This window comes from Stenotrophomonas sp. 3(2025), assembly GCF_052665395.1.
On sequence record NZ_JBQOIF010000018.1, the window covers coordinates 81,254 to 97,964 of the forward strand.

10 protein-coding genes are annotated in these 16,711 nt (G+C 66.1%); 6 read left to right on the plus strand and 4 right to left on the minus strand.

Features of this window, described 5'->3' with window-relative positions; translation table 11 throughout:
• Positions 1 to 161: 161 nt before the first annotated feature.
• Positions 162 to 3,239: a TonB-dependent receptor gene (locus ACUXVE_RS14350; protein WP_445514650.1), complete on the minus strand. Its 3,078-nt coding sequence runs from the start codon at positions 3,237 to 3,239 to the stop codon at positions 162 to 164.
• Positions 3,240 to 4,350: 1,111 nt separating this feature from the next.
• Here ACUXVE_RS14350 and ACUXVE_RS14355 point away from each other — a divergent pair.
• The 6 genes from ACUXVE_RS14355 (at position 4,351) to ACUXVE_RS14380 (ending at position 14,306) form a co-directional block, all read left to right on the plus strand.
• Positions 4,351 to 6,825, plus strand: a complete 2,475-nt coding sequence (locus ACUXVE_RS14355) for a GH92 family glycosyl hydrolase (protein WP_445514651.1) — start codon at positions 4,351 to 4,353, stop codon at positions 6,823 to 6,825.
• 96 nt (positions 6,826 to 6,921) lie between these two features.
• Entirely contained in the window at positions 6,922 to 7,971 is a 1,050-nt protein-coding gene (locus ACUXVE_RS14360; RefSeq protein WP_025874798.1) for a LacI family DNA-binding transcriptional regulator, read from the plus strand.
• Positions 7,972 to 8,046: 75 nt separating this feature from the next.
• Positions 8,047 to 9,360 (plus strand): L-fucose:H+ symporter permease, encoded by a 1,314-nt coding sequence (gene fucP / locus ACUXVE_RS14365; protein ID WP_445514652.1) that lies wholly within the window; start codon positions 8,047 to 8,049, stop codon positions 9,358 to 9,360.
• A gap of 7 nt (positions 9,361 to 9,367) precedes the next feature.
• Positions 9,368 to 10,363, plus strand: a complete 996-nt coding sequence (locus ACUXVE_RS14370; protein WP_445514653.1) for a carbohydrate kinase family protein — start codon at positions 9,368 to 9,370, stop codon at positions 10,361 to 10,363.
• Positions 10,360 to 11,586 carry an AGE family epimerase/isomerase gene (locus tag ACUXVE_RS14375; RefSeq protein WP_445514654.1) on the plus strand — a complete coding sequence of 409 codons (1,227 nt, stop codon included), beginning with the start codon at positions 10,360 to 10,362 and terminating at the stop codon, positions 11,584 to 11,586. Before ACUXVE_RS14370 ends, ACUXVE_RS14375 begins: the two co-directional genes overlap by 4 nt.
• A 101-nt stretch (positions 11,587 to 11,687) precedes the next feature.
• Positions 11,688 to 14,306 carry a beta-mannosidase gene (locus ACUXVE_RS14380; protein ID WP_445514655.1) on the plus strand — a complete coding sequence of 873 codons (2,619 nt, stop codon included), beginning with the start codon at positions 11,688 to 11,690 and terminating at the stop codon, positions 14,304 to 14,306.
• A 148-nt stretch (positions 14,307 to 14,454) separates the two neighbouring features.
• Here the strand turns inward: ACUXVE_RS14380 and mtnC are convergent, their stop codons facing one another.
• The 3 genes from mtnC to ACUXVE_RS14395 form a co-directional block, all read right to left on the minus strand.
• Entirely contained in the window at positions 14,455 to 15,150 is a 696-nt protein-coding gene (gene mtnC / locus ACUXVE_RS14385) for an acireductone synthase (protein WP_093819653.1), read from the minus strand.
• A 3-nt stretch (positions 15,151 to 15,153) separates the two neighbouring features.
• Entirely contained in the window at positions 15,154 to 15,711 is a 558-nt protein-coding gene (locus ACUXVE_RS14390; protein WP_093819651.1) for a 1,2-dihydroxy-3-keto-5-methylthiopentene dioxygenase, read from the minus strand.
• A 91-nt stretch (positions 15,712 to 15,802) separates the two neighbouring features.
• Positions 15,803 to 16,444: a methylthioribulose 1-phosphate dehydratase gene (locus ACUXVE_RS14395; RefSeq protein ID WP_049467062.1), complete on the minus strand. Its 642-nt coding sequence runs from the start codon at positions 16,442 to 16,444 to the stop codon at positions 15,803 to 15,805.
• Between the last annotated feature and the right edge of the window lie 267 nt (positions 16,445 to 16,711).

Consider the following 16,711-nt stretch of genomic DNA (forward strand, 5'->3'; position numbering starts at 1 on the left):
TGTAGCTCCTTCGATGCACTTGGGGGTGGAGGCAGTGTGCACCTTGCAACGATGGCAGGGTCAAGGGGGCCCGCGGTGCAGGGGCCACGAAAAACGGCAGCCACCTGTACCAGCGCGGCTGCCGTGGAGGATCGTCCCCGCCCGCAGGCGGGGGTAATGCCTTAGAACTTCCAGTTCACGCCGAAGTACAGCTGGCGCCCGGCATACAGGTTGGACAGCAGTCGGGCCTGGCTGTCGTTGCCGATGTAGCTGCGCAGCTCGGACTTGGTGGCGTTGAGCACTGCTGCGGTCACGGTCCAGTCCGGCGTGAGGTTGTAGGCCACGTTCAGATCGAGCTGGCTGTACGGCTTGGTGTAGGTGGTCAGGCCGTTGTTGAGGCCGCCCACCACTTCGCCACGACGGTTGTACGAGGCACGGGCCAGGAACTTCTCGTTCTCGTAGAACACGGTGACGTTGGCCTGGTTCTTGGCGCTGCCGACCAGCGGCGAGGAACCGATCTCTTCGCCATCAAGCACGATCGAGGCCAGGTTGGTGTCGTTGTAGGTGTAGTTGGCCTGCACGCCCAGACCGAAGTCGAAGGTGTACTGGCCATACAGCTCCACGCCCTGCGACACACCGTCGCGGCCGTTGGCTTCGGTGCTGTACTTCTGCACCACCACCGTTTCACCACCGACGCTCATCTGCTGGTCGCGCACGACCGGCACGGTGAAGTTGTCCACGTTCTTGCGGAACAACGCCACGCCTGCAACCGAACCCGGCTTGAAGTACCACTCCAGGCCAAGGTCGAACTGCACCGCCTTGAACGGCTCCAGTGCCTTGTTGCTGCCCGAGCCGTACCAACCGGGGGTGTCGGTGCCGCCAGCGACCCGACGGTCATTGCTGTATTCCTGGCTGATGTACTGCAGGCCGCCCGGATAGGCGATGCTGGTGTACCCCGGGCGCGCGATCACCTTCGACGCGGCGCCGCGCAGCACCAGGTTGTCGGTGATGTCCCAGGCGATGTTGAAGCTCGGGAGGAAGTCGGTATAGGTCTTTTCCAGCGAGCTGAGGGTATAGACCTTGTCGCGCACCTGGTTGTCCGGCAGACGCACGAAGCCGCCCTGGCAACGCAGGTTCGGATCGGCAGCCGGGTCATCGCAGCTCATCGGCGCACCCGCGGCGTTGTCCACGAAGTAGTCGTTGAAACGTTCGACCGAATCGCTGGACTGGGCGAACTGCTTGGTGCGCACCACGCGCACGCCTACGTTGCCGCGCACGCGGTCGGTACGGAAGTTGGCCTGGAAGTAACCCGAGTAGATCTTCTCGTTGACGTCGTAGACAAAGTCTTCCTCGGTACGGTTGTGCGAGCCACCGTAGGTCTGGTTGAGGTAGTCGATGTAGGCCGGGTAGTTGATGCCGGGGAACACGTTGGCATTGAAGCCACCGGCGATGTTGCTGATCGGGTTGGACAGGAAGAAGCCCGGCTGCGCATTGCCTGCGGTCGGATCGCAACCGGCCTGGTAACGATTGTTGTCATAGTCGGCCGGGTCCAGGCCCTGGCAGACCCAGTAGGTGTTGCCGGTATTGCGGTGCACCTGGCCGTCGCGGTACTTGGCGCCGAACTGGATGGAATCCAGCCAGCCGGCTTCGAACATCTTGGTGACGTCGGCCTGGAAGTAGTTCTGCTTGACCTCGGTCTGCATCCACGACGAATCGGTGGAGCCGGTATCGACCTCGGCGATGCCGGCCATCAGCTGCTGCTGGATGTCCGGCGAGACGGTCAGCGACGGCGTGCCGGTCAGGTCCCACGCGGTGTACTGGTTGCCCGCCTGCCACTGGTCACCGACCTTGCGGCGGGGCTTGGCCGACATGCGGAAATTCATCGACGGGCCACCCTTGGACCAGGTGCGGCCGCCGGTGAAGCTGGCCTTCCACAGCGGGCTGATGTCCCAGTCGACGGTCAGGTCGGCCGTCTGCGAAAGCGCCTTTTCCTTGCTGTAGCCACCGGTCAGCTGCGGGGTGGGGATGGTGCAGTCATCCGGACCCCAGCCACCCGGCGGCAGGCCAGCCGCGGCGGCCTGGTCTTCGCTGCAGTAATAGGTCTTGCCGGCAAGCTTTTCGTACTGCGCGCCGGTGACGATGCTGCCACTGGGATCGAAGCTCAGCCCGTTGAGCAGGCGCCCACCGGCCCAGTTGCCATCGCCGTTGTAGCGGGCCAGGTTCCACTCCGGCACCTTCAGCATGTTCTGGGTGTAGTCACCCTGCAGTTCGAAGCGGAAGTAGTTCGCGGTCAGGGTCAGGTTGTCGATCGGCTTGAACTGGAAGGTCAGCTGGCCGCCCTTGCGCTCGCGCTTCTCTTCCTTCACCGCGAAGTTCACCGAGGTCGGCATGAAGAATTCACTGTAGTTCGTGCCGGTCTGGTTGTTGAAACCGGATTGGCCCCACCAGTAGTGGATGCCATCCTGTTCCAGCAGGTTGCCGTTGGCATCGCGCGCAGTGGTGTTGTTGCCGTACCACTGGTAGTCCTCGGTGCTGGTCTCCATGGTGCGGCTGGTACGCTTCTGCTGGGTCACGCCGACCAGCACGCCGAAGCGCTCGTCCTTGCTGTGCCAGGAGTACAGCGCCGAGACCTGCGGGTCGACGTCGTGGCTGGTGTCGGACGAGGTGCCTTCCAGGTTCACGTAGCCGGAATTGGTTTCCATATCCAGCGGACGGCGCGTGTGCAGGATCACCGTGCCGCCGATGCCGCCTTCGTCGATGCGCGCTTCCGGCGACTTGAACAGCTCGGCGCTGGACAGCATGTTCGACGGCAGCAGGGTGTAGTTGAACGAGCGGGTAGCTTCGTTGTTGGTTTCCGACGAGGCGACGTAGTTGCCGTTCAACTGGGTCAGGGTCAGGTCGGGCGCGAGGCCGCGCACGCTGACCGACTTGCCTTCGCCACCGCTGCGGGTGATGACTACGCCGGGCACGCGCTGCAGCGCGTCGGCCACGTTCTTGTCGGGGAACTTGCCAACGTCCTCGGCGGTGATCACTTCGACCACGGCGTTGGCGTCGCGCTTCTGCTGCAGGCTCTTTTCGATCGCGTAGCGATAGCCGGTGACCTGGACGCTGTCCAGGGTGGTGGCGTCCTGCGCGCCGGTCGTTGCTGACGCCTGCTGCGCGGAAGCGCCAAGCGGGGCGACGGCGGCGGCCAGGGCCAGCGCGATGGCCAGCGACAACGCGTCGTGGCCCTGCGTACGTGTTGAATGCTTCATTGCCATCTCTCCCTCTCTCCTGGATTGATCCGGTGACTGACTGACGCGGAAACTTGAATCGATCTAATTCGTGATGCCGATCTTGCCTTCGCCCTGCAGATGCAACGAGCGCCCGGCACGTGGCGTGGCACGTCCTGTCCTGCTCCCCAACTCCCGGGCCATCGCGATGTCGTCTTGGATCGATCTAAGCGATGGGCGGGGCGATTTTTAGCACGGCCAACGCGCCGGCGCATGTTGCTGCGCAATATGGCAGCGACGTGTCGAGCAAATGACCCTTTGCGGAAAATGCTGTAAGCGTTTACATGCGCAGACGGGGTGGGCCGGCCGGGCTGCGTCCCGGCACCCGCAGAGGCCTTCAGGCCAGGGCAACAGCACAGCAACTGCAACAGCAACAGCAACAGCTGGTTTCCTGCGGGATGGCGGGGTGGGTCCGGTTGCGGGGGACGCTGCAAGTACGTCCCTGTAAGCTCGGTCGCGCCATCCATGGCGCTCACGCCCCCGCAACCGGACCCACCCCGCCTTCGACAGATTCCCGCTGCTGTTGGTAGGTGTCGACCTTGGTCGACACGTGGATCCATGCCATGCATGGATGAAATCCAATCGATGATTTCGAAATCGGTAGGTACATCCATCCACGCCTTGCGTGGATGAAATTCGTCGAAATCAATATTTCGGTAGTTCATCGAACAGCATCCAAGCGTGGCGTGGATCTACGCGTCGACCAAGGCCGACACCCACCAGGATTCCGACAGATCGCCGAAAACTGTCGAAGGCGGGGTGGGTCCGGTTGCGGGGGTGTCCGCGGCATGGATGCCGCGGCCAAGCCCCCAGGGACGGGTTTACGGCGTCCCCCGCAACCGGACCCACCCCGCCACCCCACGGAATGCAGCCGTTGCTGTTGCCGTCGCCGTTGCTCCGGCCTCTGCGGGTGCCGGGCGCAGCCCGGCCGAAGCCCCCCCCCGCTCATGCTGCGCCGCAGAATGCATTGGGCGAAATTCCCATGGTCTACTTGAATCGATCTAAATCCGCCGGGGTGCGGATTTGTACCGAAGGAAACGAGGGCTCGGCCTGTGCGGCCGGTTCTTCGCTGCCGCCCTGCCGCCAAGGAGTCCTGCCCGTGACCAGGTTGTCCCGCCGTCGTCCCGCCCGCCGCCTGTCGGCATTGTCCCATCGGCCCCTGGCCCGCATCGCCTGCCTGCTGGCACTGGCGGTGACGCCCTGGCTGCAGGCCGCACCGGCCGCGCTGGAGCGCGAGGTCAATACCTTCATCGGCAGCAAGGATGACGGCAACACCTTCCCCGGTGCTTCGGCACCGTTCGGCCTGATCCAGGTCAGCCCGATCGGCAGCCACTATTCGGGCTGGCGCTACGACGACGACAAGATCCGCGGCTTCGGCCACTCCTTCCTGTCCGGCGCCGGTTGCTGGGAGCAGGGTGGGCAGGTCTCGGTGCTGCCGGTGACCGGTTCGATCGGCCCCGGCGGCGACTTCGATACCGCCGATGCGAAAGCCTTCAATCACAAGACCTATGCGTCGGCCTATACCCACGACGGTGAGATCGGCCAGGCCGGCTACTACAAGGTGCGCCTGACCAGCTACGGCGGCATCGACGCCGAAGCCACCGCACGCACCCGCGCAGCTGCCGAGCGTTACACCTTCAGCCAGCGCCAGGGCGACGGCCACGTGCTGGTCAATGTCGGTCAGGCCAACGAGCGCCACTCGGTGATCGGCAGTGTGGTCGATGTGGTGGGCGACCGCGTGGTGGAAGGCAAGCTGGTCACCAAGAGCTTCTGCGGTGGGCACCAGTACACCACCTGGTTCCGCATCGAGTTCGACCGCCCGTTCAAGGCGCATGGCACCTGGGGCGAGGGCGGCGGCCTGCCGGGCGCGCGCCACAGCATGGAAGGCGAACAGAAGCCCAACGGCGCGTGGCTCAGCTTCGACTTGGCCAAGGGCCAGTCGGTCACCGCCGTCAGCGCGATCTCGCACGTGGATGCCGAAGGTGCGCGTACCAACCTGCGCGCCGAGGGCATGCAGGGCGGGGCGCTGCTGGGCTTCGATCGCATGCGCGCGCTGTCGCAGCAATCGTGGCGTGAGCAGCTGGCACGCGTGCGCGTGCAGGGCGGCAATGGCGATGACCGCACCGTGTTCTACAGCGCGCTGTACCACGCGCTGCTGCAGCCGCTCACCGGCAGCGATGCCGACGGCCGTTACCGCGGTTACGACGACGGCATCCATCGCGCCGATGGCTGGACCTACTACGAGTACTTCTCGCTGTGGGATACCTACCGTGCACAGAACCAGTGGCTGGCACTGACGCGCCCGGACGTGGCGCGCGACATCGGCCGCAGCCTGCTGGCGATCGATGAGCAGGGCGGCTGGCTGCCGCGCTGGGGCTATGCCAACTTCGAGACCAACATCATGACCGGTGACCCGGTCACCCCCTTCATGGTCGACCTGTGGCGCTTCGGTGCGCTCAAGGGCCGCGAAGGGCAGGCATGGGATGCGCTGCGCCGCAATGCGTTCGGTACGCCGCCGCTGAACTCGCGTGCTGCCGGTCGCTCCGGCAACCCGACCTACCTGGACAAGGGCTACGTGGTCTACGATCGCGCGTTCCCGTCCAAGGGCATGGATGTCGATCCCCACCATGGTGGTTCGGCAACGCTGGAGTACGCACTGGCCGACTGCGCGCTTTCGCAGATGGCCGATGGGCTCGGCCATGCCCAGGATGCGGCGGTCCTGCGTGAGCGCGGCCGCAACTGGCGCAAGGTATGGGACCCGCAGGTGCGCGACGCCGAGACCGGCTTTACCGGCTTCCCGCGCCCGCGTACCGAAGATGGCCAGTGGTACACACCGGCCGATGGCCATTACAGCCCACGCTCGCATCACGGTTTCCATGAAGGCACGGCGTGGCAGTACCAGTGGCTGGTGCAGCAGGACGTGCCGGGCCTGGTCGAAGCGATGGACGGCCGCGAACAGGCCGGCCGCCGCCTGGATGCTTTCTTCGCCATGGACGCTCTGCAGGCCGACCCCCTCAATGCCGCCCGCAAGGAGTGGGTGGTCGGGCCGTACAGCTATTACAACCAGTTCCGCTACAACCCCAACAACGAGCCCGACCTGCATTCGCCGTGGCTGTACACGCTGATCGGCCAGCCGTGGAAGACCGCAGCAGTGGTGCGTGCAGCGCAGCAGCTGTTCACCAATGCACCCAACGGCGTGACCGGCAACGATGACCTCGGCACGATGTCGGCCTGGTACCTGTTCAGTGCGATCGGCGTATACCCGGCGGTGCCGGGCAGCGGCGAGTTCCTGCTGCATACGCCGCGCTTTGCCAAGGTCGAGGTCGAGCTGGGCAATGGCCGCACCCTGCGCATCGAGGCACCTGGCGCCGATGGCCGCCGCCTGCAGTACGTGCAGGGCGTGCAGGTCGACGGCCAGGCACATGCCCCGGTATGGCTGGGCTGGAGCCAGCTGCAGCAGGGCCCGAAGCTGCGCTTCGCGCTGGACGGGCGGGCGCCGACCGAGGGCTGGGGCACCGCGGTCAAGGACCTGCCGGTGTCCTGGTGCGCGGCACCGGGCAGCCAGCTGCACTGAGCCGGGCTGTGCCGTTCGAGGCAACCCAGCGAACGGCACGGCACGGCGGGGCCGCGATCCATTAGGCTTGAGCATCCATCGGAGTGCGGGAAGACGATGAACGACAACAGCGACAGTTCCAGCAAGCGTTCCGGCAAGGCGGTGACGGTGACCGACATCGCCCGTGCCATCGGCGTTTCGCGCGCGACCGTGTCGCTGGTGCTGCGCGGCAGCCCGCTGGTCAACGTCGATACCCGCGCCCGGGTCGAGGCTGAGCTGCGCCGCCAGCGTTACGTCTACAACCGCGCTGCAGCGAACCTGCGGCGGCGCACGTCCTCCAGCATCGCCCTGGTCATCAACGATCTGTCCAACCCGTTCTTCGCCGAATTCGCTTCGGGTGTGGACGAGGCACTGGGCGGACGCGGCTACGTGACCCTGCTCGGCAGTACCGGCGAGTCGCCCGAGCGGCAGCAGGCGGTGCTGTCCACGCTGATGGAACACACGCCTGCGGGCCTGATCCTGTCGCCGGCCGAGGGCAGCGATGCCACGCTGCTGCGGCAGGTGCTGGGCGCCAACGCCAACGTACTGCTGTTCAACCGCGAACTGGAAGGCGCCGACTGGGACTTCCTGACCCTGGACAACCAGCATGGTGCCTACCTGGCCACCCGTCACCTGATCGAGCGCGGCCATCGCCAGATCGCATTCTTCGGTGGCCACGCGGCATCGAGTTCCTGCCACCAGCGTCGTGCCGGTTTCCAGCAGGCACTGGCCGAAGCCGGGTTGGCATTGCCGCCGGGCTGGATGATCGAATCTGCACCCAACCGCCTGGAAGCGGCCGCGCGCACCGATGAACTGTTCGTCGACGGCCATCGGCCGAGCGCAGCAGTCTGCTACAACGACACCGTCGCGCTGGGCCTGATGCTGGGCCTGAACTCGCGCGGCATCCGTCCCGGCGGTGACTTCGCGGTGACCGGCTTCGACGATATTTCCGAAGCGTCGGTTGCCGTGCCGCCGTTGACCACACTGACGGCCGACCCGCGCGAACGCGGGCGGCAGGCGGCCTCGCTGCTGCTGCAGCGGCTGGAGGAACCGGACGCGCCACCACGGCGCACGGTCGCCCCGGTACAGTTGCGCATCCGCGAAAGCAGCGCCGCACGTCCGAATTGAATTGATGCTTCGCACCTGAACTGATTGCACCCTTCCACGTACCAACGACCTTTCGCGCATCGAGGCGCGTACCGCATGCCGATCTCCGCAACGCCCCGCCCATCGGGTTCCCCGGGCAACCAGCCTGCCGTCACCAACGGCAAGGCGCTGGCCGTGGTCACCACCATCTTCTTCATGTGGGGCTTCCTGACCTGCCTCAACGACATCCTGATTCCGCATCTGAAGGCGGTGTTCGAGCTGAACTACGCCAAGGCAATGCTGGTGCAGTTCACTTTCTTCGGCACCTACTTCCTGATGTCGTTGCCGGCCGGGCGGCTGGTTGCAGCGCTGGGTTACAAGAAGGGCATCGTCGCCGGACTGGTGATCGCCGGCATCGGTGCGCTGGGCTTCTGGCCGGCTGCTGAGCTGCGCGTCTATGGCGCCTTCCTCGGTGCATTGTTCGTGCTGGCCACCGGCATCACCGTGCTGCAGGTGGCGGCCAACCCGTATGTCGCGCTGCTTGGTCCGGAGCAGACCAGTTCCAGCCGCCTGACCCTGGCGCAGGCGCTGAACTCGCTGGGTACGGCCATCGCGCCGATCTTCGGCGGCATGCTGATCCTGTCCAACACGGCCATGAGCGGTGAGCAGATCGCCGCGCAGCCGGCCGCCGAGCAGCTCGCCTACCGTACCGCCGAGGCACACGCAGTGCAGGGCCCTTACGTCGGCCTGGCCGTGGCGCTGGTGCTGCTGGCCCTGTTCGTGTTCCTGTTCCGCCTGCCGGCGTTGAACGACACTACCGAACAGGCTGACCAGGGGCATCAGCACAGCTATCTGGATGCGCTGCGCAAGCGCCACCTGCTGCTGGGCGTGCTCGGCATCTTCTTCTACGTCGGTGCTGAAGTATCGATCGGCAGCTTCCTGGTCAACTACCTGTCGATGCCCACCATCGGCGGCTTCAGCGAGCAGGAAGCCACCCACTATGTGTCGGCCTACTGGACGATGGCGATGATCGGTCGCTTCGCCGGTTCGGCGCTGCTGGCGCGCTTCTCGCCGAGCCGCCTGCTGGCGATCTTCGCGCTGGTCAACGTGGGCCTGCTGACGCTGACCATGATGACCTCCGGCAATGTCGCGCTGTACTCGGTGGTGGCGATCGGCCTGTTCAATTCGATCATGTTCCCGACCATCTTCGCGCTCAGCATCGAGCGCCTGGGCCCGCTGACCAGCAAGGGTTCGAGCCTGCTGATCATGGCCATTGTCGGTGGCGCGGTGGTGCCATACCTGCAGGGCGTCCTGGCTGACCACATCGGCGTGCAGGCCAGCTTCATCCTGCCGCTGCTGTGCTACGGCTACATCATTTTCTACGGACTGGTCGGCGCCCGCGCGCCGGCTGCCGGCACGCAGGGAGGCTGAGTCGAAAATGGGTTCCATCGTCTGCTTCGGCGAAATTTTGATCGATCTACTAGCGCAACCGCCGGCCTCGGCCGATACCCCGCGCGCGTTCCTGCAGTACGCCGGAGGTGCACCGGCCAACGTCGCGGTGGCCGCCGCGCGGCTGGGCGCGAAGACCCAGTTCGTCGGCATGCTCGGCCGCGACATGTTCGGCGACTTCCTGGCGGAGAGCCTGAGCGAACACGGCGTCGGCACCGACTACATCGTGCGTACCGACGCGGCCAAAACCGCGCTGGCCTTCGTTGCACTGGACGCGGGCGGCGAACGCAGCTTCAGCTTCTACCGTCCGCCTGCCGCCGACCTGCTGTTCCGTGACAGCGATTTCCAGGCCGGCTGCTTCGATGGCGCGCAGTGTTTCCACGCCTGTTCCAACAGCCTGACCGAAGCGGACATCGCCGAAGCGACGTTCGCCGGCATGGACCGTGCGCGTGCGGCCGGCGCGGTGGTCAGCCTGGATCTCAACCTGCGTCCGGCGCTGTGGCCGGCCGATGTCGACCCGACACCGCGCCTGTGGCAGGCGCTGGAGCGCGCCGACCTGGTCAAGCTGTCGCGCGAGGAACTGGACTACCTCGCCGCCCCGCTGGGCGATGACGGCGAGGCGCTGGTGCTGCGTCGCCTGCTGGCCGCGCAGGCACGCTGGGTGATCATCACCGACGGCGCCGCCACGCTGCATTGGTATACCCGTGAAACGCAGGGCAAGGTCAGCAGTTTCCGCGTCGCCACCGTGGACACCACCGCTGCCGGTGATGCCTTCGTCGGCGGCGTGCTGGTTGGCCTGCTGGAGCGGGGTGGGGCAGGTGCGGGTTTTGCCGCGTTCTGCCAGGACCCGCAGGCGATCGCCGCCACGCTGCGCTTCGGCGCCGCCGTTGGCGCACTGGCGGTGACCCGCAAGGGCGCGTTCGCTGCGATGCCCTCGTTCGATGAAGTGCAGCAGCTGCTGCAGCTACAGGATCTCCCCGCATGAGCACCTCGCCCGATTTCCGTTCCCCCGCGTTCCTGCGCGCCCACATCGCCGACACGATGGCGTTCTACCATCCGCGCTGCATCGACCCGGAGGGCGGCTTCTTCCATTACTTCCGTGACGACGGCAGCATCTACGATGCCAGCCATCGTCATCTGGTGAGCAGCACCCGCTTCGTCTTCAACTACGCCATGGCCTACCGCGAATTCGGCAACGCCGAGTATCGCGACGCGGTCGAGCACGGGGTGCGCTACCTGCGCGAGGTTCACCGCAACCCGGCTACCGGCGGCTACGCCTGGACCCTGCGCGACGGTGTGGTAGAGGACGACATGAACCACTGCTACGGCGTGGCCTTCGTGCTGCTCGCCTACAGCTGTGCGTTGAAGGCAGGCATCGAAGAAGCCCGCGCGTGGATGGACGAAACCTGGCAGCTGCTGCAGGCGCGCTTCTGGGAAGCCGAGCACGGCCTGTACAGGGACGAGGCCGACGGCCAGTGGAACTTCACCGGCTACCGCGGCCAGAACGCCAACATGCACATGTGCGAGGCGATGCTGGCCGCGTTTGAGGCCAGTGGCGAGCAGCGCTATGTCGAGCGCGCGCTGCAGCTGGCCGACAACATGACCCGCCGCCAGGCGGCAAAGGCCGGCGGTCTGGTCTGGGAACACTACGACGTCAACTGGAACATCGACTGGGACTACAACCTGGACGATCCCAAGCACCTGTTCCGGCCGTGGGGTTTCCAGCCGGGGCACCAGACCGAGTGGGCCAAGCTGCTGCTGATCCTGGACCGTCACGTGCAGGCCGACTGGCTGGTGCCGACCGCGCAGCATCTGTTCGATGTGGCCGTAGAGCGCAGCTGGGACGAGGTGCGCGGCGGCCTGTATTACGGCTTCGCCCCGGAGTCGCGCCGGCAGCCGGGCATGGACGGCGCGCCGATCGGCGGTGACAGCTTCGTCTGTGACGACGACAAGTATTTCTGGGTGCAGGCCGAGACCCTGGCCACCGCCGCGCTGATGGCCGCGCGCACCGGCGACGACCGCTATTGGCAGTGGTACGACCGTATCTGGGCGTACTCGTGGGAGCACTTCGTCGACCATCGATACGGCGCATGGTTCCGCATCCTCGACGCCGACAACCGCAAGTACAGCGATGAGAAGAGCCCGGCCGGCAAGGTGGATTACCACACCATGGGTGCGTGCTACGAAGTGCTGAACGTCGTGCGTTGAGGTCTGCCGCGCTGCGTGCTCGCCGGACGTGGTCCGGCGCTGCCGTGGCGTGTGGCATTGGTAGCGCCGGGTCATACCCGGCGGAAAAACAGGAGCATCACGTGCATCGCCTTCCCCTCGCTGTCCGTCTGCTGCTGTTGATGATCGCCCTTGGCGCCTTCCCGGCAGGCGCCGCACCGCTGCAGGCGCAATGGGAGTTCCGGCTGCTGCCCGGTGACGCGCAGGGCGCGGCCCATCCTGGCCTGCAGCAGTGGCGCGCAGCCACGGTGCCAGGCAGCGTGCACACCGATCTGCTGGCGCATGAGCTGATCCGCGATCCCTACGTTGGCGCGCCAGAAGCCGAGCTGCAGTGGATCGGTCTGGCCGACTGGGAGTACCGCGCCCGTTTCGATGTGGACGCTGCCACCTTGGCCAAGGCCCATGCCGAGCTGCGCTTCGACGGCCTGGACACCTATGCCGAGGTGACGCTCAACGGCAAGCCACTGCTGCGCGCCGACAATGCCCACCGCACCTGGCGCGCCCGCGTTGAAGGTCGCCTGCGTGCGAAGGGTAATGAGCTGCAGATCGTGTTCCGTTCGCCGATCCGCACGCTGCTGCCCGGCGTGCAGGCGATGCCGCACAGGATTGCCGGCAATTATCCTTCGCCCTACGGCGATGAACCCAAGGACGCGATGGTCGGCAACTTCGCGCGCAAGCCGGCGTACCACTTCGGGTGGGACTGGGGCCCGCGCTATGTCACTGCCGGCGTCTGGCGGGGCGTTGACCTGCAGGCATGGGATGCGCATCGGTTGACCGATGTGGCCGTACGCACTGATGCGCTTGATGCAGAAAACGCAAAGCTGGCGGTATTGCTGCAGGTGGAGCAGGACGCGGTCGCCGCTCCGATTGCGGTGGACGTTGAAGTGCGGGATCCCGACGGCCGCAGCGTTGCACGGGTGCAGCGCACGGTCGAACTGAAGCCCGGCCAGAACAGCGTGGAGGTGCCGGTTGAACTGGCCAAGCCGCGGCGCTGGTGGCCGGTCGGCCATGGTGCGCAGGACCGCTACACCGTGCAGGCGCGCCTGGACGGCAGTGCCGATCCGGTGCTGGCACGCGAACAGCGCATTGGCCTGCGCACCGTCGAACTGCGCCGCGAGCAGGACGGCAAGGGAGGGCAGGGCTTCGCCTTCGTCATCAACGGGTTGCCGATCTTCGCCAAGGGCGCGAACGTGATCCCCTTCGACGCCTTCCCCGCGCGCGTGGATGCTGCGCGCCTGCGCCAGGTACTGGTCGCCGCGCGCGATGCCAACATGAACATGCTGCGCAACTGGGGCGGCGGCTACTACGAAGACGATGCGTTCTTCGACATCGCCGACGAACTGGGCCTGCTGGTCTGGCAGGACTTCATGTTCGGCGGTGGCATGCAGCCGGGTTACGACCCGGCATTCCGCGCCAGCGTGGTCGCCGAGGCGCGCGACAACGTGCGCCGGCTGCGCCACCATCCCAGCATCGTGCTGTGGTGTGGCAACAACGAGGAAGAGACGGCGTGGAAGGACTGGGGCCACGGCCGTGACCTGAAGTCCGCCGATCCGGCGTTCGCAGCGAAGGTCTGGCAGGGCTACGTCGACCTGTTCGGCAACGACCTGCGCCAGGTGGTGAGCGAAGATGGGTTGGGCGTGCCGTACTGGTCCAGTTCGCCCAGCAACGACCTGGACGAGAAGGCCAACGACTCCACCCGTGGCGACAAGCATTACTGGCAGGTGTGGGGCAATCCGGCATTGCCGGTGCAGGCCTATCTGCGCGAGACGCCGCGCTTCATGTCCGAGTACGGCCTGCAGGCCTGGCCGGCGGTGGCGACGGTGGACCAGATCGCCACGCGTGCCGAACAGCGCATCGACAGCCCGGTGATCCGCGCGCACCAGAAGTTCATGGCCGGGGAGGGCAATACACGCCTGCTGCACTACATCGAACTGGGCTACGGCACGCCGAAGGACTTCGAGGACTTCGTCTACCTGAGCCAGGTGATGCAGGCCGATGGCATCGCCCTGGCGGCGCTGCACCATCGCGCTTCGCGGCCCTACACGATGGGCTCGCTTTACTGGCAGCTCAACGATGTCTGGCCGGGGGCATCGTGGTCGAGCGTGGACTACTTCGGTCGCTGGAAGGCGCTGCACTATGCCGCGCGGCGCTTCTTCGCGCCGGTTACGGTGGCCGCACTGCGCGATGAAGGCAGTACCCGCGTGCACCTGATCAACGATGGTGCCGCGCTGGATGCACGTTGGCGCCTGCGGGTGATGGACGTGGAGGGCAAGGTGCTGCGCCGACGCGAGCAGGCGGTGACCCTGGCTGCCGCCGGGGTGACCGATATCGGCACCTACGCGGATGCCGAGCTGCTGGCCGGCGCCGATCCGGCGCGGACGGTGGCGGTGTTCGAACTGCTGCAGGATGGCAAGGTGACGGCGCGGCAGGTGGTCGGCTTCGTTGAAGCCAAGGACCAGGTGCTGCCACGCCAGCAGTTGACGTCAACGCTGGCGATCGACGGTGACCACTATCGCCTGCGGCTGCACAGCGCCGCGCTGGTGCGCGCAGCCTGGATCGATTTCGGCGCGCTCGACGTGCAGGTGGAAGACAACCTGCTGGACCTGCTGCCGGGCGAAACCCGCGACATCGTCGTGCGTGGCCCGGTGGATCTGGCTGCGCTGCGCGAGGCCTTGAAGGTGAAGACCCTCAACGATCGTTGAGCAGCGCCGTCTACCCGCCTTGGCAGGTGTCAACCTTGGTTGGCACGCTTCTGGCGCGGGGCCCCAATCGCCAACCAAGGTTGGCCTCTACCGGAGCCGGTGCCCGGTAGCGCCGGGTCATGCCCGGCGGGCGCAGCGGGGCGGCGCTTTACAGCTGGATCTGCTGGAAGTTCTCGACGCGATCATGGCCGTTGGCGGCGTCGCCGATGCGCGGCATCGGGTAGTCGTCCAGGCGATCGATCAGGCGTGTCTGCAGGCCGGCTTCGCGGGCGGCGTCCAGTTCCTCGACCACGTCGGACAGGAACAGGATCTCGCCAGCGGGAACGCCGATGGCCTGCACGATGTGGCGGTAGCTGTCGGCCTCGCGCTTGCCGCCGACTTCGGTATCAAACCAGCCCGACACCAGCGGACTGAGGTCACCGGCGTCGCTGAAGCCGAAGAACAGCTTCTGTGCCGGCACCGAGCCGGAGGAGTACACATACAGCGGCAGGCCCGAGGCGTGCCACCCCTTCAACACCGGCGCTACCTCCGGGTAGAAGTGCGCGGTGTAGTCGCCACGACGGTAGCCCGCGTCCCAGATCAGCCCCTGCAGGGCCTTCAGTGCGGTGTGCTTGCGGTCCTGGTCGATCCAGCCCTGCAGCGTCTCGACCACCAGGCTGTCCTGGCAGGCGCCGCCGATCTCGGTGGCGACTGCATCCAGCCAGCGACGCACCTCCGGTTGCTGGCCATGCTCGGCGACGAAGCCGGGCAGCGCCTGGCGTGCGTACGGGAACAGCACGTTCTTGACGAACGAGATGCTGCTGGTGGTGCCTTCGATGTCGGTCAGGATGACGCGGGGCTGCATTGATCAGGACGCCTGGGTCGGAATGTAACGGGGGAATTTCTGCGCGATGTCGGTGCCGGTGAAGTGACCGACCCAGCCATCCGGCTCGGTGAAGAAGCGGATCGCCACGAAGCTGGGCTCATCACCCATGTCGAACCAGTGGGTGGTGCCGTCGGGCACGGCGATCAGGTCATCCTTCACGCACTCGATCTCATAGACCTTGTCGCCCACGTGCAGGGTGAACAGGCCCGAGCCGGCGACGAAGAAGCGTACTTCGTCTTCCTTGTGGAAGTGTTCGTCGAGGAATTTCTTCCTCAGCTCGGCGCGGTTCGGGTTGTCCGGGGCGATCGAGGCCACGTCCACACTCTTGAAGCCGCGTTCGGCAACCAGGCGGTCGATGTCGGCGCGGTAGGCGGCGAACACTTCGTCCTGGCTTGCGCCCGGGGCGACCGGCGCGGTGGCCTGCCAGCGTTCAAAGGTGACGCCGATCTTCTGCAGTTCGGCAGCGATGATCGCGCCGTCCTGTGTGTCCAGCAGCGGCGATTCGGGGCGGGTGTCGTCGTAGATGCGCAGTCGGCTCATGGCGGCAGCTTGAACGTCTCGGGGAAGGACAGGGTAGCAGGGTGGCATTGATCGCCTGATTCCAGAACGGCATCTGGCGGTGCCGAAAACTTCAGCGACGCAGCTTGCGCAGCTCCAGCTCACAGTGCAGCAGGAATTCGAACGCTTCCATGTGCCGCCGCGCTTCGGCCATGTCGCGGCCCCAGGCGTACAGGCCATGGCCGTCGATCAGGTAGCCCCAAAGGGTCTGCGTGTCGAGCAGGGCGTCGACCTGGGCCGACAGCACGTCCATGTCCTGGGTGTTGGCAAACACCGGGATGTCGATGGCCATCTCGTGGGTGCTGTTGCCGGCGAAGGCCTTCAGCAGTTCGTAGCCTTCCACCCGGATATGGCCCTGCGGCGCATACAGGCGCGAGGCGATGGTCTGCACCGGCGAATGCGTATGCAGCACGCAGCCGATCTCCGGGAAACGGCGATACAGCTGGGTATGCAGCAGGGTTTCGGCGGACGGGCGCAGCGGCCGGCCGACGGCCTTGCCATCGAAGTCCACGACCATGATGTCGTCTTCGATCAGGCGGCCCTTGTCCTTGCCGGAGACGGTGATCGCGGCGTGGCGGTCGTCCAGGCGGTGGGAAAAGTTGCTGCTGGTGGCCGGGGTCCAGCCGGCCTGGGCCAGTTCGCGGACGTTGTCGATCAGCAGCTGGGCCAGTTCGCTCAGGCGCGCGGTGTCGTAGGGGAAGGTGGGGGCGTTCATAGGGGCGATTTTACTGGATTCGGCCAACGGCTGAGCCCCTCGTGGCTGGCGCCAGAAGCAGATTCCGTGGATTGGCCGGTCGGGTAGGCTGCGCAGGGGGCGCCGTAAACCCCCAGACCGGCCCAGCCGCTGGCGGCTGGGCGTTCGGGCGCTTGCGAAGCAGTGCTTCGCAAGCAAAGCGCCCTCACCCTGAAGTGACCCCCTAAAGTTGGACAGTTGGGGGATCAGGCGGCCAGCGCGACCTGTTCCCGGTACTTTACCGGGCTC